Source organism: Saccharopolyspora soli, assembly GCF_022678645.1.
In the GTDB taxonomy this organism is placed as follows: Bacteria; Actinomycetota; Actinomycetes; order Mycobacteriales; family Pseudonocardiaceae; genus Saccharopolyspora; species Saccharopolyspora soli.
Genome location: NZ_JALBWV010000005.1, coordinates 92,735 through 111,766, shown reverse-complemented (window position 1 = coordinate 111,766; position 19,032 = coordinate 92,735). Strand labels below are relative to the sequence as shown.

General features: G+C 69.4%; 15 protein-coding genes. 11 read left to right on the top strand and 4 right to left on the bottom strand.

Annotated elements, in window-relative coordinates; translation table 11 throughout:
- Nucleotides 1–114: 114 nt before the first annotated feature.
- The 10 genes from fdhF to MOQ72_RS05440 all read left to right on the top strand — a co-directional run bounded on the left by fdhF (nt 115) and on the right by MOQ72_RS05440 (nt 14,163).
- Nucleotides 115–3,027, top strand: a complete 2,913-nt coding sequence (fdhF, locus tag MOQ72_RS05485) for a formate dehydrogenase subunit alpha (RefSeq protein WP_242180970.1) — start codon at nt 115–117, stop codon at nt 3,025–3,027.
- Entirely contained in the window at nt 3,024–4,772 is a 1,749-nt protein-coding gene (locus MOQ72_RS05480) for an NAD(P)H-dependent oxidoreductase subunit E (RefSeq protein WP_242180969.1), read from the top strand. The genes fdhF and MOQ72_RS05480 overlap by 4 nt, the downstream gene beginning before the upstream one ends.
- Nucleotides 4,769–5,989 (top strand): molybdopterin molybdotransferase MoeA, encoded by a 1,221-nt coding sequence (locus MOQ72_RS05475; RefSeq protein WP_242180968.1) that lies wholly within the window; start codon nt 4,769–4,771, stop codon nt 5,987–5,989. Before MOQ72_RS05480 ends, MOQ72_RS05475 begins: the two co-directional genes overlap by 4 nt.
- A gap of 52 nt (nt 5,990–6,041) precedes the next feature.
- Nucleotides 6,042–7,970 carry a molybdopterin biosynthesis protein gene (locus MOQ72_RS05470; protein WP_242180967.1) on the top strand — a complete coding sequence of 643 codons (1,929 nt, stop codon included), beginning with the start codon at nt 6,042–6,044 and terminating at the stop codon, nt 7,968–7,970.
- A gap of 404 nt (nt 7,971–8,374) precedes the next feature.
- Nucleotides 8,375–8,842: a hypothetical protein gene (locus MOQ72_RS05465; protein WP_242180966.1), complete on the top strand. Its 468-nt coding sequence runs from the start codon at nt 8,375–8,377 to the stop codon at nt 8,840–8,842.
- 212 nt (nt 8,843–9,054) lie between these two features.
- Nucleotides 9,055–10,155 (top strand): ABC transporter ATP-binding protein, encoded by a 1,101-nt coding sequence (locus MOQ72_RS05460; RefSeq protein WP_242180965.1) that lies wholly within the window; start codon nt 9,055–9,057, stop codon nt 10,153–10,155.
- Between the two features lie 19 nt (nt 10,156–10,174).
- A complete protein-coding gene (locus MOQ72_RS05455) occupies nt 10,175–11,536 on the top strand; it encodes an ABC transporter substrate-binding protein (protein ID WP_242180964.1) in 1,362 nt (453 codons plus the stop codon).
- Entirely contained in the window at nt 11,533–12,381 is an 849-nt protein-coding gene (locus tag MOQ72_RS05450; RefSeq protein ID WP_242180963.1) for a metallophosphoesterase, read from the top strand. Before MOQ72_RS05455 ends, MOQ72_RS05450 begins: the two co-directional genes overlap by 4 nt.
- Nucleotides 12,378–13,325: a carbohydrate ABC transporter permease gene (locus MOQ72_RS05445; RefSeq protein WP_242180962.1), complete on the top strand. Its 948-nt coding sequence runs from the start codon at nt 12,378–12,380 to the stop codon at nt 13,323–13,325. The genes MOQ72_RS05450 and MOQ72_RS05445 overlap by 4 nt, the downstream gene beginning before the upstream one ends.
- Nucleotides 13,315–14,163, top strand: a complete 849-nt coding sequence (locus tag MOQ72_RS05440; RefSeq protein WP_242180961.1) for a carbohydrate ABC transporter permease — start codon at nt 13,315–13,317, stop codon at nt 14,161–14,163. The genes MOQ72_RS05445 and MOQ72_RS05440 overlap by 11 nt, the downstream gene beginning before the upstream one ends.
- A 62-nt stretch (nt 14,164–14,225) precedes the next feature.
- On the opposite strand, the gene MOQ72_RS05435 is transcribed toward MOQ72_RS05440, so the two are convergent.
- The 4 genes from MOQ72_RS05435 to MOQ72_RS46035 all read right to left on the bottom strand — a co-directional run bounded on the left by MOQ72_RS05435 (nt 14,226) and on the right by MOQ72_RS46035 (nt 18,230).
- The gene (locus MOQ72_RS05435) at nt 14,226–15,107 is read right to left on the bottom strand and encodes a LysR family transcriptional regulator (RefSeq protein WP_242180960.1); all 882 of its coding nucleotides are present in this window, start codon (nt 15,105–15,107) and stop codon (nt 14,226–14,228) included.
- A 129-nt stretch (nt 15,108–15,236) separates the two neighbouring features.
- Entirely contained in the window at nt 15,237–16,445 is a 1,209-nt protein-coding gene (locus tag MOQ72_RS05430; RefSeq protein ID WP_242180959.1) for a glycerophosphodiester phosphodiesterase, read from the bottom strand.
- Nucleotides 16,446–16,632: 187 nt separating this feature from the next.
- Nucleotides 16,633–17,616: a glycosyltransferase gene (locus MOQ72_RS45095; RefSeq protein ID WP_242180958.1), complete on the bottom strand. Its 984-nt coding sequence runs from the start codon at nt 17,614–17,616 to the stop codon at nt 16,633–16,635.
- A 53-nt stretch (nt 17,617–17,669) separates the two neighbouring features.
- Nucleotides 17,670–18,230, bottom strand: a complete 561-nt coding sequence (locus MOQ72_RS46035; protein ID WP_504980122.1) for a glycine-rich domain-containing protein — start codon at nt 18,228–18,230, stop codon at nt 17,670–17,672.
- 201 nt (nt 18,231–18,431) lie between these two features.
- Here MOQ72_RS46035 and MOQ72_RS05420 point away from each other — a divergent pair, with 201 nt between their 5' ends.
- Nucleotides 18,432–18,914, top strand: coding sequence for a hypothetical protein (locus MOQ72_RS05420; RefSeq protein WP_242180957.1), 483 nt, complete (start codon nt 18,432–18,434; stop codon nt 18,912–18,914).
- The last annotated feature ends 118 nt before the right edge of the window (nt 18,915–19,032 follow it).

Here is a 19,032-nt window from a genome sequence, read left to right as displayed (position 1 = left end):
GCGCGGATGCTAGTGACGCTTGAGGCGCGTGTGTATGCTGTATGAGGTATACCGCTCGAAACGACGGGGGTTCCGATGACGGCTGTCGAGGAGCCGATCACTTCCGTGCGGACCGTGACGACCACGATTGACGGTCAGACGGTAACGGTCCCGGAAGGCACCAGCATCTACGACGCCGCGAAGCAGGTCGGCGTGGACATTCCGGTGCTGTGCCACAACGAACGCTACGACCCCGTCGGCGTATGCCGGATGTGCGTGGTCGACACCGGCGCGCGGACCTTCGCCGCGTCCTGCGTGCGTCCCTGCGAGGACGGCATGGAGGTCAAGACCTCCACCCCGGAGCTGGAACGCAGCCGGGCCACCCTGACCGAGCTGCTGATCTCCGACCAGCCGCCGCGCGCCGAGGATCCGAAGCAGAACAAGACCGGCGACAACCTGTTGCTGGAGCTGGCCGACCGCTTCGACGTCGCCCGCGAGACGACCGAGCTGCCCTGCGGTTCCGGCCGCGGCCAGGACTCGTCGAACCCCGTCATCGACGTCAACCACGACGCCTGCATCCTGTGCGACCGCTGCGTCCGGGCCTGCGACGACATCCAGGGCAACGACGTCATCGGGCGCTCCGGCAAGGGCTACTCGACCAAGATCGCGTTCGACTTCAACGACCCGATGGGCGCGAGTTCCTGCGTCACCTGCGGCGAGTGCGTGCAGGCATGCCCGACGGGCGCGCTGACCAACAAGCCGATCAACAACATCCCGATCCAGCCCCGCGAGCAGTTGGACGCGGTGGACAGCGTCTGCCCGTACTGCGGTGTCGGCTGCGCGCTGACCTACTACGTGGACCGCTCGCGCGGCGCGATCGCCTTCGCCGAAGGCCGGGACCAGCCCGGTTCCAAGAGTCGGCTGTGCGTCAAGGGGCGCTACGGGTGGGACTACGCGGCATCGCCGCAGCGGCTCACCGTGCCGCTGATCCGCAAGGACTCGGCCTACCCGAAGGGCGCGTTGTCCGCCGACGTGCGCGGCGACGCCGGTGGGGACAACGACCGCGGCCGTGCTGGCAGCGGTGGAGACCGCAGCGGCGGCAAGCCCGGCCGGGACGGACGTCGCAAGCCGGGCGGACTCGTCGACTACGACGAGGTGATGCCGTACTTCCGCGAGGCCACCTGGGAGGAGGCGCTGGACCTCGTCGCCCGACGGCTGATGGAGGTCCACGCCACCGGCGGTCCCGGTTCGATCGCCGGTTTCGGTTCCGCGAAGTGCTCCAACGAAGAGGCTTACCTCTTCCAGAAGCTGATCCGGGCCGGGTTCGGCACCAACAACGTCGACCACTGCACCAGGCTGTGCCACGCCTCGTCGGTGGCGGCGCTGTTCGAGGGCGTCGGTTCCGGCGCGGTGTCGACCACCTACGGCGACGTCGCCAACGCGGACGTGGTGATCATCACCGGGTCCAACCCGACCGCGAACCACCCGGTCGCCAGCTCGTTCTTCAAGCAGGCCCGCCGTCGCGGTACGAAGATCATCTACGTCGACCCGCGGGCCAGCACGGTCGCCGAGCACGCCGACTACCACTGCCAGGTCAAGCCCGGCACGGACGTGGCGTTCTACAACTCGATCATGCACGAGGTGATCCGCCTCGGCCTGATCGACCGGGAGTTCATCGCGGCGCGGGTCTCGAACTACGACGAACTCGCCCGCACGGTCGCCGACTACCCGCCGGAGCGGGCCGCCCAGATCACCGGGGTGGACGCGGACCTGATCCGCGAGGTCGCCCGGACGTGGGGCGAGGCTGGCGCCGCCGTCATCTACTGGGGCATGGGGATCTCCCAGCACACCACGGGCACGGACAACGCCCGCTGCCTGATCGCGCTGTGCTCGATCACCGGCAACGTCGGTCGGCCCGGCACCGGGCTGCACCCGCTGCGCGGGCAGAACAACGTCCAGGGCGCCTCCGACGCCGGGCTGATCCCGATGTTCTACCCCGACTACCAGGGGGTGGACCAGGACGCGACCCGGCAGCGGTTCGAGCAGGCGTGGGGCACCTCGCTGGACCCGAACCGCGGCCTGACCGTCACCGAGATCATCGGTTCGGTGCTGAAACCGGACGGGGTCCGCGGCATGTACATGCTGGGCGAGAACCCCTTCCTGTCCGACCCCAACATCAACAAGGTGCGCAAGGCGCTGGCGTCGCTGGACTTCCTGGTCGTGCAGGACATCTTCATGACCGAGACCGCCGAGTTCGCCGACGTGATCCTGCCCGCCTCCTCGTACCTGGAGAAGGAAGGCAGCTACACCAACACCGACCGCCGGGTGCAGCTCGGCCGCAAGGTGACGGACCCGCCCGGCCAGGCGCGGGTGGACTGGGAGATCGTCCAGGACATCGCTCAGCGCATCGGGCTGAACTGGTCCTACACCGCGCCGAGCGAGGTGTTCGACGAGATGGTCGAGCTCATGCCGTCGTACGCGAACCTGCGGCACGACAACCTCGGCTGGTCCGGCAAGCTCTACCCGAACGACGACCCCGAGCACTCCGACGGGACCGTGGTGCTCTTCGACGAGCGGTTCAACACCGACGACGGCCTGGCCCACCTGGTGCCCGCGCAGTGGTTGCCCGCGAAGGAGCTGCCCGACGCGGAGTACCCGCTGGTGCTCAACACCGGTCGGCTGCTCGAACACTGGCACACCGGGTCGATGACCCGACGGTCCTTCGCGCTCGACTCGATCTCGCCGGTGCCCGAGGTGTACCTGCACCCGAAGGACGCCGCCGACCGGGGCCTGGCGCACGGCGAACGGGTCCGGGTTCGGTCGCGGCGCGGCACGATCGAGTTGCAGGTGCGGATTTCCCATCGCGAGCAGCTCGGCAACTGCTTCATCCCGTTCCACTTCCGGGAGGCGGCGGCGAACCTGCTGACCATCGACGAGATCGACCCGGTCGGCAAGATCCCCGAGTTCAAGTTCTGTGCTGTTCAGGTCGAGGCGTTGGGCGCGGCACACGACGCGGATCCCACATCAACCCTGGGAGTTAGTGCATGACCCTGAGTTCGGAGCGGGCGCCGTACGTGCCGCCTCGCCGCGTGCCCGGTGTGGAGGGTCGGAACGGGAAGTTCCCCGGCCCGTCGCTGATCCCAGCGCTCAACGCGATCCAGGCGCGGTTGGGCTGGCTGCCCCGCGAGGAGTTGGAGGAGCTGGCGCGCGAGGTGCGGCGGCCGCGGTACGAGATCGAGGGCATCATCTCGTTCTACCCGCACTTCCGCACCACGCCCCCGGAGAAGGTGTCAGTGCACGTCTGCCGTGACCTGTCGTGCTGGCTGCGTTCCGGTGCGGACCGGATCGCGGAGGTGCGGCAGCGCTACGGCGACGAGACCGACGTCGAGGTCGTCGAGGTGTCCTGCCTGGGACGCTGCGACATCGCCCCGGCGCTGGCGGTCAACGAGCACCCGGCGTCGGTGTCCGACGTCGACGAGCTCATAACCGCCGCGCGCGGTACCGGCGTGGGACAGGCGGCCCCGACCGGGGCGGCGCGGACCGAACCGTGGCCGAACGACCCGTACCCGGCGACTTCCGGGGTCGAGCAGCGGTACGCTACCCTGCGGGCGTTGCTCGCCGGGGAACTGACCACCGACGAGGTGGTGGCCACGCTCCAGTCCGCCGGGTTGCGGGGGATGGGTGGCGCTGGATTCCCCACCGGGCGCAAGTGGGGCCTGGTCGCCGCCGCCGAGCCGGGCAGCGTCAAGTACGCGATCTGCAACGCCGACGAGTCCGAACCGGGCACGTTCAAGGACCGCCAGATCCTGGCCGACCAGCCGCACCTGGTGCTGGAGGGCCTGCTGATCGGCATGGTCGTGGTCGGGGCCGAAGAGGGCTGGGTGTTCATCCGCCACGAGTACGGTCCGGAGGAACACGTGCTGCGCGAGGAGATCGCGGCGCTGCGCGAGGCGGGCGTGATCGGCGCGGACGCGTGTGGCAGCGGTCGTCGCCTGCAACTCGACATCTTCGTCTCGCCGGGCGGCTACATCCTGGGCGAGGAGACGGCGCTGCTGGAGGCGATGGAAGGCCACCGCGGCGAGCCGCGGAACAAGCCGCCGTTCCCCGGCAACTACGGCCTGCACGGCCGCCCGACGCTGATCAACTCCGTGGAGACCTTCGCCGACGTGCCGGTGATCGTCCAGCGCGGCGCGGACTGGTGGGCCGAGCAGGGCATCGGGGACTCCGTCGGCTGGAAGTTCTTCGCCGTGTCCGGGCATGTCGAGAATCCGAGCGTGTACTGCGTGCCGATGGGCACCACCGTCCGGGAGTTGATCGACCTCGCTGGTGGCGTGCGCGACGGTGCCGCGATCGCCGCGGTGCAGCCGGGTGGCGCTTCGTCGAACTTCATCGGCCCGGACCAGCTCGACCTGCGACTGGACTTCGGGACGCTCGCCGAGGCGGGCACCATGCTCGGTTCCGGCGCGCTGGTGGTGCTCGCCGAGGGCACCGACCTGCTGGCCGCATCGACGAACGTGCTTCGCTTCTTCCGCAACGAATCGTGCGGCAAGTGCGTGCCGTGCCGCGTCGGGTCCACCAAGGCGCACAGCCTGCTCAGCGGCGTGCTGGAATCGGGTTCGTCGACGCTCGACGACGCGCAGCGCGCCCGCATCCTGGAGTTGGAGGAGGCCATGCGCAAGACCTCCATCTGCGGGCTCGGGCAGGTGGCCCTGGGGCCGGTGGTTTCCGTGCTGCGCATGGAAAACGGCTCGGCGGGTGAGGAGCCGGACCCGAAGGGACAGTCGGGGAGTTGAGCGGGCGGGAGTTCTTCGCCGCCCGCACCGTCGCCGAGGCCCTTGCGGGCTTTCGGCCCGCGCACCGCACGCCGGTGGAGAACGTCCCGTTGGCGGCGGCGCTGCACCGCGTGCCCGCCGCGGAAGTACCGGCGCGGTCCGCACTACCCGGATTCGTCCGTTCCACAGTGGACGGTTTCGCGGTCCGGGCCGCCGACACCTACGGCGCGTCCGATGGCCTGCCCACCTACCTCGACCTGCTCGGGGCGGTGCGGATGGGCGCTGCCCCCGCCGTCGTCGTCCGGCCGGGTGGCTGCGTCGCGATGCCGACCGGGGGTGTGCTGCCCGAAGGCGCGGACGCGGTGGTGATGGTGGAGTACACCGCCGAGACGATGCCGGGCACGATCGAGGTCACCCGGCCCGTCGCGCCGGGTGGTGGTGTCGTGCGTGCCGACGAGGACGTCGCGGTCGGCGCTGCGCTGGTGCCTGCCGGTCGGCCGCTGCGGGCGACGGACCTCGGGCTGCTCGCTGCAGCGGGGGTGACCACGGTCGCGGTGCATGCCCGGCCGCGTGTCGCGATCGTCTCCACGGGCGACGAGGTGGTTCCGCCGGACACCGCGGAGCTCGCCGCCGGTCAGGTGCGCGACGCCACGGCTTCGGCGCTCGCCGGGTTGGTCGCCGATGCGGGCGGCGAGCCGATCATCGCGGGCATCGTCTCCGACGAGCCGGGCACCTTGCGGAAACGGCTGGCGGAAATCCTCCCCGACGCAGACCTGGTCGTGGTCTCGGCGGGTTCCTCGGTGGGCGCCCGCGACGAAACCGCGGATGCCGTGGCCGCCGTCGGTGAGATCTGGTGCCACGGGCTGGCCATCAAACCGGGAAAACCCACCCTGCTGGCCGAATGCGACGGGACGCCGCTCATCGGACTGCCGGGCAATCCGCTGTCCGCGCTGGTCGTGTTCGGTCAGGTCGGGGTACCGCTGCTGTGGCGCGTCTCCGGCTGCGACGCTCCGCCGCCCGAACCCGGCACCCGCGCCCGGCTGTCGCGCGACCTGGCCTCCGCCGCCGGACGGCTCGACGTTGTCCAGGTCAGGGTCCGCGACGGATGCGCCGAGCCGCTGTTCGGCCCGTCCGCCCTGCTGTCGGTGCTGACCCGCGCCGACGGCTACCTGATCATCCCGGAGCCCGCCACCGGCCTGGACGCGGGAACCGAGGTCGAGATCACCCTCTACCGATGACAGGCCAACGGAGCGTTTCGTGACCAGCACAACCCGCGTGGATACTCACGCCATGACCGCCAACAGCCCGTTCGTCTCGGACGTCCCGGCAGCCGAGGCCCTGGCCGCCTGGGCGGACGCACGGGCGGCGGCGGACTGTCCCGCTCGTGTCAACGTGGTCCACGTACCAGTCGCCGCCGCGGTGGGCAGGGTGACGGCTGAACCGGTGTGGGCGCGGCGATCCTCGCCCGCCTTCGACTCGGCGGGCATGGACGGGATCGCGGTTCGGGCCGCCGACACCGTCGGCGCGGCCGAGACCACCCCGGTGCTGCTGGCGCCGAGCGACTTCGAGGTCGTCGACACCGGCGATCCGCTGCCCCTGGGCTATGACGCCGTGGTGATGCGCGAGCAGGTGCACCGCACCGAGCACGGCGAGGCCGAGCTGCGGGCCGCCGTCCCGCCGTACCAGCACGTCCGGTCGATCGGCGAGGACATCAGCGCCACCGAGCTGCTGCTTCCCGAAGGCCACCGGCTGCGGCCGGTCGATGTCGCGGCCTGCGCGGCGGCGGGAGTCACCGAACTCGGCGTGCGCCGCGCGCCGATCGTGGTGATCGTGCCGACCGGCGACGAGATCCGGCCGATCGGGACCGAACCGGCTCCCGGCGAAATCCTCGACACGAACTCGCTGATGCTGGCGTCGCAGGCCCGCGAGGTGGGCTGCGACGCCCGTGTCACCGACATCGTCCCCGACGACCCGGAAGCCATCACCGCCGCGCTGCGCGCCGCTGCGGTCGAGGCCGACCTCGTCCTGCTGATCGCGGGTTCCAGCGCTGGCCGGGACGACTACACGGCGCGCGTGATCGCCGGTGCGGGCTCGGTGGCGGTGCACGGAGTAGCAGTGCGTCCGGGGCACCCCGTCGTGCTCGGTACCGTCACCGGTGAGCCCGCGACTCCCGTTCTCGGGGTGCCTGGCTATCCGGTGTCGGCCGCGCTCACCTTCGACATCTTCGCCGCCCCGCTGCTGGCCGAACTGGAGGGCGCCGCGCCTCGGGAACGTCCGTTCACGACCGCGCGCCTGGCCCGGAAACTGCCCTCCGCGATCGGCATGGACGACTGGGTCCGGGTCCGGCTCGGCCGCGTGCAGGACCAGGTGGTCGCCACACCGCTGCCCCGCGGCGCCGGGGTGCTGACCTCGCTGGTGCGCGCGGACGGCCTGCTCGTCGTGCCGGCGGGTTTGGAAGGTCACCACGCCGGTGCCGAGGTTCGGGTGGAACTGCTGCGCGGACTCGGGGAAATCGGGCGCACCATCGTCGCGATCGGTTCGCACGATCTGCTGCTCGACCTGGTGGCGTCCGAACTGCGCGCGGCCGATCCGCTGATCACGCTGGCCTCCTCGAACGTCGGCTCGCTCGGCGGTCTGGTCGCGCTGCGCGATGGACTGTGCCACCTCGCGGGTTCGCACCTGCTGGAACCGTCGACCGGCGAGTACACCCTGCCCTATGTGGACAGACTCCTCGGGGCGGACGCCGAGGTCGCCGTCGTCCGGCTGGTGCACCGGGATCAGGGACTCATCGTCGCCCCTGGCAATCCGCTGGGCCTCACCGGTGTCGAGGACCTGACCCGGCCAGGGCTGCGCTACGTCAACCGGCAGCGCGGCGCTGGCACCAGGGCGTTGCTCGATCACGAACTCAACCGGCGCGGCATCGACGCGACCGCGGTTTCCGGTTACTCGCGCGAGGAGCACACCCATCTCGCCGTCGCCGCCGCCGTAGCCGCCGACCGCGCGGACGTCGGCATGGGGATCCTGGCCGCGGCGCGCGCGTTCGGGTTGGACTTCGTTCCGGTCGCCCGCGAGCCTTACGACCTGGTGTTGCGCACCAGCGAGTTGCCCGGCGAACTGTTGGCTCCGCTGTGGGCGTTGCTCGAAAGGGAAGACTTCCGCGCCACTGTGGAAGCCCTCGGCGGCTACTCCTGCGCCGAAACCGGACGCCGCATCCGATGACCGCGATTCGGTGCCCTGCCGCATCAGGAATCACACGGGATCCGCTCAGCCGATCGGCTCGGTGAGCATCCATCCCGCCCATGCGGCGGCTGCCGTCGTTGATGTGGACGACGTAGTCGGTGGATCTTCGCAGTGGCGCGCAGGTGGTGTTGGCATGACGTACCGAGGTCGACTTCTTGGTGCGGCGAGCGTCGAGGAGTTGCTGCCCGAGGCGCTGAGCCAAAGCGGTATCTCGCGTCCGGGTGCGAACCGGGCGGAGATACAGAACAGGGTCGTGAGTGGTGATGGCCGTCATAGCGACCACATCCACTCACGAGCCCCTGCACCACGCGCGCCAATTCGCGCACCCTCCAAAGCTGGAGGACCGATCTGTCGGCGGCGCATGCAGTGACAAGATCAACGGTATGCACGAGGCACGGACAGCACCGGACTGCGACAACCATCCCGAACCCGCCCCGATCACGAGCACCTCAACCGTCATCGAGTGCGATCTTGATGCGGAGATGCTGCGGGCCGCCCGCAGCTTCCTCGTCGCCCGCCGCCTGACCCGGATCGGCCTCGGCATCACCGCACTCGGCGTGATCGCCGTCGGCGCGGTAACGCTGGCCGTCTTGAGGGCAGAGCTGCTGGTGCCATCCGTCGCGATCTGGGGCGCCTACACTGCTCTCGGGGTGGGCGTGGCGTTCTGGGCGCTCGCCAATGGTGGCCGACATCTGACCGCGGACCAGTTGTGGAGTCTGCTGCGGCTGCACGCCACCCCGCCTGATGGATGGAGCGATTCCTTGCTCGTCAACGCCCGCCGAATCCTCCGCAGCGGCCCGCTTGGCGGTAGCGCGGACTCCAGCGAGGAGCCGAATCGGCAGCCGAGCTGATCCGGCTAGCGGTGAACGCTCTCGGTTGATCGCGTTTTCCGATCGTCAGCGATCGCTCCGGCGTGCTGGCAGCCGTGCTTTTCGCTGGTCGACGGGGTTTACGCGGGATCGCTCGCGGTGCGTGGTAGCCGTGGTTCACCCGGCGTATACGGATCGCTGTTGCACTTGGCCCGGTTCGGCGGGAATCCGTCGGGAAGGGCGAGAGGTGCGCAGTGAGCCGCATTGAAGTGCAGGGGTTGAGCCGCCGGTTCGGGTCGGTCACCGCCGTGGACGATGTCTGGCTGGACATCGCTGACGGGGAGTTCCTGGTGCTGCTGGGCCCGAGCGGTTGCGGCAAGTCCACGCTGTTGCGGATGATCGCCGGGCTGCTCCCGCCGACCGGGGGACGGCTGCGGCTCGGCGGTGCCGACATCACCGACACCCCGCCGCAGCAGCGCGACCTCGCCATGGTCTTCCAGAGCTACGCGCTCTACCCGCACCTGTCCGTGGCCCGCAACATCGGCTTCCCGTTGCGGGCCCGGCGTTGGCGCCGTGCCGATGTCCGCGCGAAGGTCGCCGACGTGGCCGCTCAACTCGACCTGGTGGATCTGCTCGACCGCAAGCCGCGCGAGCTGTCCGGTGGCCAGCGGCAGCGGGTCGCGTTGGGCCGGGCGTTGGTGCGGGATCCGGGCGCTTTCCTGATGGACGAGCCGCTGTCCAATTTGGACGCCAAGCTGCGGGCTGGCACCCGTGCGGAGATCTCCGCGCTGCACCGGCGGCTGGCGGCGACGGTGGTCTACGTAACCCACGATCAGGTCGAGGCCATGACCATGGCGACCCGGATCGCGGTGCTCAACGGGGGAAGACTCGAACAGGTCGGTACCCCGGCGGAGGTCTACGACGAACCCGCCTCGGTGTTCGTCGCCCAGTTCCTCGGCTCCCCGGCGATGAACCTGCTGCGCACCGTCGTGCGTGCCGAAGGCGGGAGGCTCACGGCTCGGGCGGCGGACGTCGAGCTCGACCTGGGTATCGAGGGCGAGCTGCCCCAGCGCGAGGTGGTGGTCGGGGTGCGGCCCGAGCACCTCAACCCGTCCGGGCCGGAGGAAGCCAGCATCCGCGCGGTGGTGACCGCGGTGGAGAACCTCGGCAACGAGGAAGTCGTCCACTGCGCGGCAGGTGAGATCCCGATCTGCGTGCGCGGGCCCCGCCCGCTCGACCTCGGACGCGGTGACCGGGTGAACCTGGCCACCCGCGCCCGGCACCTGCACCTGTTCGATCCCGGCAGCGGCCGCAGGCTGACCTGGCGGCCCGCACCCGTCACCGCTGGCGTTTGACCCCAACTAGGAGAATCCGATGAGAAAGTCCCTGGGCGCGGCGGCGGCCCTCGCGCTGGCCACCGCGAGTTGCGGGCTCGGCACCACCAGCACCCCGACGGCGGTGAGCCGGGTTCCGGAGCTGGCCCCGGACCAGCAGGTCTCCATCGTCTTCGAGAGCTACAACTTCGGCCAGGCCGGTGCCTGGACCGACACCTTCGACGAGCTGATCGACGAGTTCCAGAAGAGCCACCCGAACATCACGGTGACCGCGCAGAAGCCGCAGGGCAACAGCGCGAACCCGGCCACGGACACCATTCCCAGCCTGCAGAGCCAGCTCACCGCGGGAAATCCGCCCGACGTGGTGCAACTCGGCTTCAGCGACCTGGACTTCGTGGTCAACGACCTCGGCGCCGTGCCGCTGGACGACCTGGTCGGCAAGGACGAGGTGCAGCGGAACTTCGATGGAGCGCAACACGCGTTCGCCCCCACCGCGCGGACGCTCGGCGACTGGAACGGCAAGACCTACGGCGTGCCGTTCGTCTTCTCCACCCCGACGCTCTACGTCAACGAGGACCTTCTCGCGGCCGCCGGGCTGGACCCGACCAAGCCGCTGTCGACCTGGAACGACGTGCGGCAGGCGGCACTGGCGGTCAAGGAGCGCACCGGCAAGGACGGCGCCTACGTGGACTGCCTGACCAAGGCGGCCAAGGACTGGTGCTTCCAGGCATTGGTGCGCTCCAACGGCGGCCGGGTGATCGCCGAAGACCGCAGGTCCCTCACCTTCGCGGAGCCTCCGGTGGTCGAGGCGGTGCAGAGCATGCAGGACATGGTGCGCACCGGCGCGATGCCCAACCGCACCCAGACGCAGGCGGTGGAAGCCTTCGCCCGCGGCGAGTTGGGCATGATCCTCGAATCCAGCGCGATGCAGGGCAATTTCCTCAAGGGCGCCAGCGGGAAGTGGCGGCTGGGAGCGGCCGCGATGCCGGGGTTCGAGGGGAAGCCGACGGTGGCGACCAACTCGGGTGCCGCGTTGTTCGTGTTCTCCCAGTCGCCGGAGAAGCAGCGGGCGAGCTGGGAGCTGATGAAGTTCCTGACGAGCGAGCAGGCATACACGAAGATCGCGAGCAAGATCGGTTACCTGCCACTGCGCACCGGTTTGGTCGACGACCCGAACGGGCTGCAGGCGTGGGCCAACCGGAATCCTTATCTGAAGCCGAATCTGACGCAGCTGGCCACCATGGAGCCGTGGGTTTCCATGCCCGGCGCCAGCTACCTGCAGATCCGCGACGGCATGATGGAGGCCGTCGAGAGCGCGGTGTTCCAAGGCGCGGAGGCGGCCGCCACGCTGCGGGGCAAGCAGGCCGAGGTGTCCAAGCTGCTGCCGGGCGGTGGCCGGTGACCGCTCCGGATCTCACGCTCATCCAGCTCAGCGACACGCACCTCCGACCGGCGGACGGTCTGATGCACGGCGTCGTCGATACCACGGCGAACCTGACCACCGCCGTGGCGATGGTCGAGAACTCCGGGACCGATGTGGCGGCGCTGCTGCTCACCGGCGATCTTGCCGACAACGGCGCTGCGGCCGCCTACCGGCGGCTGCGCGGCGTAGTGGAACCAGCCGCGCGTCGGCTCGGTGCCGAGATCAGCTATGCGATGGGAAACCACGACGAGCGCGGGGCATTCCGCGCTGAGCTGCTCGACGAGCAACCCTCGACGGCCGACTGCGATTCGGTGTGCACTGTGGACGGACTTCGCATCGTGGCGTTGGACAGCAGCGAACCCGGTCGGCACGAAGGCCATCTGTCGGCCGCGCAACTGGACTGGCTGGCCGGGGTGCTGGACACCCCGGCGCCGCGAGGCACCGTCCTGGTCAGCCACCACCCGCCGCTGCCCTCGCCGGTGCCGACCGTGCACCTGCTCCGGCTGCGCGGCGCGGACCGGCTGGCCGAGGTGCTCAAGGACACCGACGTGCGGCTGATCGTGAGCGGGCACGCACACCACGCCGGCTGCGGTGCGCTGGCCGGGATCCCGGTCTGGGTGGGCCCGGCCCTGGCCTACGGCGTGGCCGCGGTCCCACCTCGGGGCCGCCTGCGTGCCGCGGCGGACGCCGGGTTCAGCCGGATAGACGTGTTCGGCGACCAGATCGTGGCCACCGCGGTCCCGTTGTCCACCGCCGACCAGGTCTACGACGTGGACGCGGCCGAACGGCTGCGGATGGTGCACGAGGTGGTGGGGGTCTGGTGACCGGGACTTTCGTGGAGGTCCCGCTGCCGAGGGCGGCGGGCACGGCGCCCGCCGCCCGCCGGTCGGCTTGGCGCGCGGTGCGGCGGATCGCGCCGCCGTACCTGTACCTGACACCCGCCGTCGCGCTGCTCGTCGTGTGGACCTACCGACCGCTGGCGCAGACGTTCTACCTGTCGTTGCACTCGTGGAACCTGGTGCCGACCTCGCCCATGCGGGAGGTCGGGTTCGCGAACTACGGCCGTCTGCTGACCACGCCGGAGCTGGGCGAGTCGGTGCTGCGCACGCTCGTGGTGATCGCGGGCATGCTGCCGTTCACCGTGCTGATCCCGGTCGTCGTGGGGCTGCTGACCCGTCGGGTGCGCGGCCGGGCAGCGGCCGTCTACCGCGGCCTGGTGTTCGCGCCGATGCTCGTCGCACCGGTCGCCGGGGCCGCGGTCTGGCAGTGGCTGCTCGACCCGACCTCCGGGGTGGTCAACCGGCTGCTCGGCAGCGAGTTGAACTGGATCAACACCACCGGAACCGCGCAGCTGGTGATAATCGTGATCACCGGGTGGCACGTGGTCGGGTTCGCCGCGCTCGTCGTCTCCGCCGGACTGACCGGCATCGACCCGGACTACGCGGCGGCGGCTCAGGTCGACGGGGCGTCGAAGGGCCAGATCACGCGGTGGGTGACGCTGCCGCTGCTGTCACCCACGCTGGCCTTCCTGGTGCTGATGACGGTGCTGCTGTCCGCGCAGTGGACGTTCCCGCTGGTCGACACGCTCACCCAGGGTGGTCCCGCCGGTTCCACCACGAACCTCTACTACCTGCTGTGGGAGTACGGGTTCCGCAGCCACGACGCCGGGTTGGCCGCTGCGGCCGGGGTCATCTTCTTCCTGGGGTTCATCGTGCTCGCCGCGTTGCTGGCGAGCCTGGCGGATCGGTTGAGCCACCATGACGACTGAGCGCAGTGGGAACGGCTATGCGGTCGGCGCGCGCAGTCCGGCACAGCGGATCCTGGGCCACCTCGCCCTGGGGGCGCTCGGCTTGTTCTGCGCATTCCCGATCTACTGGCTCTACGCCACGTCGTTGCGCGCGCCCGGAGATGTCTACCAGCTGTCGGTGCTGCCGTGGCCGCTGTCCACCGGCAACTACACCGAGGCGCTCAGCAAGATCGACCTCACCGGGATGCTGCTGAACACCGGGATCGTGGCGGTGCTCAGCGCATCGGGGCAGTTGCTGATCGCGCTGCTGGCCGCCTACGCCTTCGCGGCCTGGTCGTTCCCGTTCCAGCGGTTGCTGCACCTGATGTTCGTGGGCACCTGGCTGGTGCCGTTCCAGGCGACCATGCTGCCCAACTACGTGTTGCTGTCCCGACTGGGGTTGCTGGAGACGCTGGCTGGCGTGATCATCCCGACGCTGTGCTCGGCGTTGGGCGTGCTGCTGCTGCGCGAGCATCTCAAGAGCTTCCCCAAGGAACTGCTCGACGCCGCCCGGATGGACGGCCGGTCGTCCTGGAGCACCTTGTGGACGGTCGTGGTGCCAGCACTGCGCCCGGTGCTGGCCGCGCTGGGCATCCTGCTGGCCATCACGGCGTGGAACGAGTACTTCTGGCCAGCGATGGTGCTTCAGCGCAGCAACGCGGTGGTGCAGCTGGGCCTGCGCAGCTTCCTCGGCACCGAGGGCAACGAGTGGGGACCGCTGATGGCCACCGCTGGACTGACTTGCCTGCCGGTGTTCGCGCTCTACCTGGTGCTGCAACGGCACATCGTGAACGCGTTCGTGCGATCCGGCCTGAAGTGAGGTCGAAGCTGTGCCAACACCGCTGAAAGCACTGCACGGCAACGGCTACCGGTCACGAACCCTCACTCCTCGACTCCGGGGGGAAGGCAGTCCAGGAACGCGTCCACCAGCGGGCCGTGCTCGGTGCGCCAGACGGCGTGGAGATCGAGGATGGGAACCGGATCGATCAGCGGGACGGTGGTGGTGCGGATGTCGGTGAGCTGGCCTCGCAGCGCCGACGCCAAGCCGACCACCGGCTTGATCGCGGCGAGAATTGCGGTAGCACCGGGGTCGTCGACCTTCGCGGTTACGGTGAGCTGGATCCCGCTGGTCCGCGCTGCGGAGAAGATGGTGTCGTACATCGCCGAGGACTGCGCCCGGTTGAACAGCACGCAGGGTTCTCCGGCGAGCTCGCGGAAGGGCACCCGGTCGAGTCCGGCCCAGTGGTGTTCCTGGCCCACCACGGCGACCAGCGGTACGCGCAGCAGCAGGCGGCTTGTGAAGTCGGCGGCTGCCGGTTTGCCGTAGACCATCGCGACGTCCAGCCGACCATCGGCCAGCGCCGCGAGCTGCGGTCCGGTCCGCATCTCGGACATGGTCACGTCGATCGCCGGGTGGCGGCTGCTCAGCGCGGCCAGCGTGGCGGGCAGGATCCGTTGTCCGGCGGGGAAGTTGTAGCCGACCCGGACCGTGCCGGACCGCCCGGCGGCGGCCGCGCGGGCGGCCTGTCCGGCGAGGTCCGCCCTGGCCACGATGTCCCTGGCGAACTCGCGGAAGGTGTCCCCGGCAGGGGTGAGGCGGACCTCGTGCGAGTTCCGGGCGACCAGCGTCACCCCGACCGAGCGTTCGAGCCGCCTCAGGTGCTGGCTCAACGACGACTGGGCCAGGTGCAGCCGTGCGGCCGCCCGGCCGAAGTGCAGTTCATCGGCGATCGCGAGGAACGAGACCAGATGCCGCAATTCCACGTTCGACCTCCTCCTCGTCGTGAGTGCTTGATCGGGTTGGAGCCCGCTTCGCCACTCACGACTTGCTCAGGGATGCGCTGGGAAGTCCGCGCGGGTGTACCGCTCGGACTTCCCAGCCTCGGCACGGACTCAGCCGACGTGCGGCACGAGCCGTCCTTCGGACGCGTGCACAGCGCCGTCACCGGCGAACGACATGGTCGCGCCACGCCAGTTCGTCGAAGGCACCGCCGCGCAGCCGTCCTTGCCAGTGGGCAGGTCGACCGACTCCTCGTCCTTGGTCAGCCGCACCGACTTCTCCGGAAAGCCCAGGCCGTTGTCCGCGTTGACCAGGCACACGTCGTCGGTCTGGGGGCTTGTCGTGTGCACGACCAGCTTGGAGTCGACCGCCTCACCGGCCGCGGCCACGATCAGCGCGGGCTGGTTTGTCTGCACGCCGTCGGCGCCCATCGACCGGGCGAGCTGGAACTGGGCCACCTCCTGGTCGGCGCCAGCGTCGTACGCGTGCGGCATGACGATCGAACACGCGTCGTGGGCCGCCGCGATGGACTCGGGCGAGTACTCGTCCAGCCGCGAGCCGAACACCTTGAAGACCTCAGCGATCTCGTACATCAGGAAACCCGGTTCCCAGGTGTCGCGGTTGTAGATCATCCGGGCACCAGGTTCGGCGCGGAGGACCTCCGGGTCGCCGGTGTTGAAGATCGACTCTTCGATGAGACCGTACTGCCCCACCAGTTCGGCGACCTTGCTGTCGTCGCTCACCGACCCCTTGATGTCGAGTTCGACCCCGCGACCAGCGCGCCTGGCGAGGTCGAGGATCTCGTCGAGCGAGGCGACCTGAGACCCGTCGTACTCGCCGCCGCTCCAGGGCGCGTAGTCGGCTGCGTTGAGGGCCCGGATCTCGTCGAAGGTCAGGTCCTTGACCGCTCCGGTGCCGTTGGTCGTGCGGTCGACCGTGGAGTCGTGCATCGCCACGAAACGCCCGTCGCGGGTCTGCTGGACATCGACCTCGACCATGTCGACGCCGTAGGCGAAGGCGTATTCGTAGGACTTCAGCGTGTTCTCGGGCGCGAGCGTCAAGGCGCCCCGGTGAGCGGAAATGACCACGTTGTCGGACCCCTTGTCCGGCGTGCCCGCGTCGACCCAGCGGTCCGGCTCCGGAACTTGGTCGCACGGTGGCTGCTGCGCCAACGGCTTCAACTCGGCCAGCGCCTGCCGGTACTGCTCGATCCGAGGGTCCTCGTCAGCACTTGCGCTGGTCTGGGTGACGACCAGCCCAGCGGTGACGGCGGCGACGGCGATCAGCGCACGCGCAGTCCGACGTGCGGGGGAGAATGCCATGTTCGTCCTCTCGACGATGTCGATGACGCTAGGACTATTGGCGCATTGCGCTACCGCCGGATGAACCGACCATGACGCCTGGGCAGCACATTCCCGACTTCTCCGGTTTCCGCGCGCTGCGCACGACTCCGATCAAGGTCGCGCCACCGTCGACGACCAGCGCGGAGCTGGGCGGCGATCTCCGTGCTCAGCACAAGCTTTCGGCGATCGCCTCCGCCACCGCAGTGGGCGAAGGCATGGCGGCGATCTGGTCGGCGACCTTGGTCGCACTCTCCCGGAATCGCGGCTCCGCCAGTCCGGTCGTGACTGCTCGCCGGAGGTCTGACGCACTCGTGTCGCCGGGCAGGACCTGGAGTGCCGCACCGGTGTCAACCGCGCGCTCGGCCACGGAGAACTGGTCTGCCCCTTGGGGGATGAGCACCATCGGAATTCCGGCTGCGAGTGCGCCGAGCGTGGTACCGGCACCCCCGTGCGAGACGACGAGGTCGATGCCTTCGAGGAGTTCCGCCAGCGGCCGGAACTCCTCGAAGGTGACTCGATCCTGGTCGATTTCGAAGTCCTTGGGAGTCGCGACCGGTCCCAGCGTGACCCGCAGGTCGACGTCCAGCCCGGCCAGTTCGCCCAGAACCGGGTCAAGCGCGGCAGGGGTGCCGAAGGCGGTGCCGAAAGTGACCAGCAGCCGCGGCCGATCTGGCGTGGACGGAGCGGATTTCGTGGGACTGCCGTGCGGAGCCCGGTAAGCCTCCGGTCGCATCGGCAGGAGTTCCGCAGGCGCTTGCCAGTCCGGTACCTGGAGGATCTGCGGGCAGATGTCTACGAACCAGGCGGGTCGGCGCGTGGCCAACCCGAGGGATTCGTAGCGCTGCACGACCTTCGCGGCCATAGCATCGACGAGGTCGGCACGCACCGCCTGCCCGAGGGTGACCATACCGGACGGAACGTCGAGGGCTGCCGCCACCAACGGACCGACGAAATCATACGAATCGCACAGGAGCAGATCCGGCCGCCAAGCTCGGGCGACCTCCAGGGTCTCCGGCAGCGACAGATCAACCCTGGCAGCTGCGAACAGTTCGGCTTCGCCGTGCAGACTCATCCCGCCCAACGGATCCTCGCCGGTGCGGTGCGCGAACTCCTCGAACAGCGCGGGCACCTCAGCACCTGCCGTGAGCACCTCGAAATCTTCCCCGGAGAGAAGCGGAGCCTGGGACTTCGGAACTGCGAAGGCTACTTCGTCGCCCCTGGCCCGGAAAGCGCGAGCCAGCGGGAACAGGGGAAGGAAATGGCCGAAGGAGGGCACGGTGGAGAAGAGAACGCGCAAGGGACTGTCACTCCGGTCTCGATGGACTTCGAGGTGGTTCGCACAGGCCCAATCACGGCCGCGGCCCACAGGGTAGTGGCCCCACCGAAGCGGCGGCGTACCGCATCGGCAGTCCGAAATGGACATCGCCGACGTGACCCGTACGGGCTCGATGTGCGGCGCGTTCGTCGTCTGCGGCTGTTTTTCCGGGTTTCGGTGTTCTCGTTGCCGTCCTCGTCGCAGCCACCGCACTTGTAGGCATCGCTGATCCACAGCTCGTCGTCGATGCGGTATCCGGCCTGGCGGATCGACTCCAGGGTGATGTCGCGGACGCTGGCCGGGTCCTTGGAGTGGTCCGGCGTGCCGGGCACATCTTGGGGCACGTGGTGCATGAAGTGCCCCGCGACACGCTGGCAGAACCGGGCGTAGTCCTTGGTGTAGAGGATGAACGTGTGCCACCCGATGTCGACCGGCTTCGACGGCGCCAGCCGGATGCCGGGGAACTTGGCGCACGCACCGAGGAACGCGCTCCCTGTCGCCGCAGCCTGGGCGTCCGGACGGGTTGGGGAGAAGCTGCGAGAATTCTATCGCGAATCGCAGTCGTTCGTCAGCTCTCCCACGGTGCGCGGTATTCGCGACGCCGTCCTTGGAGTGGTCAACGTCTGAGCAGCATCGAAGGAAGGAAAGACTTGTCGCGCATCGGAATCACCGGGCACTCGAACCTCACCGCCGGGAGTATCCCACTGGTGCTGAAGGCTCTGGAGGCCGAGCTGGCCGCGTACCGCGAGCAGCAGCTCACCGGGGTGAGCTGCCTGGCTCGTGGAGCTGACCAGATCTTCGCACGCGTGGTACTCGACGCGGGCGGATCGTTGGAGGTCGTGCTTCCCGCTGCCGACTACCGCGAGCGCAAGGTGAAACCGGACAACACCGCCGAATTCGACGAGCTGATCGGCAAGGCAACCACTGTGCACACCATGCCCTTCGCCAAATCCAACAGCGACGCTTACATGGCCGCCAGCGAACACATCCTCGGCTCAGTCGACGCGATGATCGCGGTATGGGACGGCCAGCCAGCCGGTGGACACGGCGGGACCGGCGATGTCGTGCAAGCTGCGCGCGAGCGCAGCGTTCCCGTCACAGTCGTCTGGCCGGACGGCGCCGAACGCGAATAGCAACGTGATGTCCCGAACAGCACGATCGCGGCGAGAACGACAAGGCCATGTAGAAGACTTCGCGCCTGCCCATATCTGCCCAAGAGCAGGGGCAGTCGGGCAGGTCAGATCGATTTGC

Excerpts from the sequence above, each read along its gene's own strand:
- MOQ72_RS05480 (WP_242180969.1), top strand. The coding sequence starts at position 3,024 with ATGACCCTGAGTTCGGAGCGGGCGCCGTACGTGCCGCCTCGCCGCGTG.
- MOQ72_RS05470 (WP_242180967.1), top strand. The coding sequence starts at position 6,042 with ATGACCGCCAACAGCCCGTTCGTCTCGGACGTCCCGGCAGCCGAGGCC.
- MOQ72_RS05465 (WP_242180966.1), top strand. The coding sequence starts at position 8,375 with ATGCACGAGGCACGGACAGCACCGGACTGCGACAACCATCCCGAACCC.
- MOQ72_RS05455 (WP_242180964.1), top strand. The coding sequence starts at position 10,175 with ATGAGAAAGTCCCTGGGCGCGGCGGCGGCCCTCGCGCTGGCCACCGCG.
- MOQ72_RS05440 (WP_242180961.1), top strand. The coding sequence starts at position 13,315 with ATGACGACTGAGCGCAGTGGGAACGGCTATGCGGTCGGCGCGCGCAGT.
- MOQ72_RS05430 (WP_242180959.1), bottom strand. The coding sequence starts at position 16,445 with ATGGCATTCTCCCCCGCACGTCGGACTGCGCGTGCGCTGATCGCCGTC.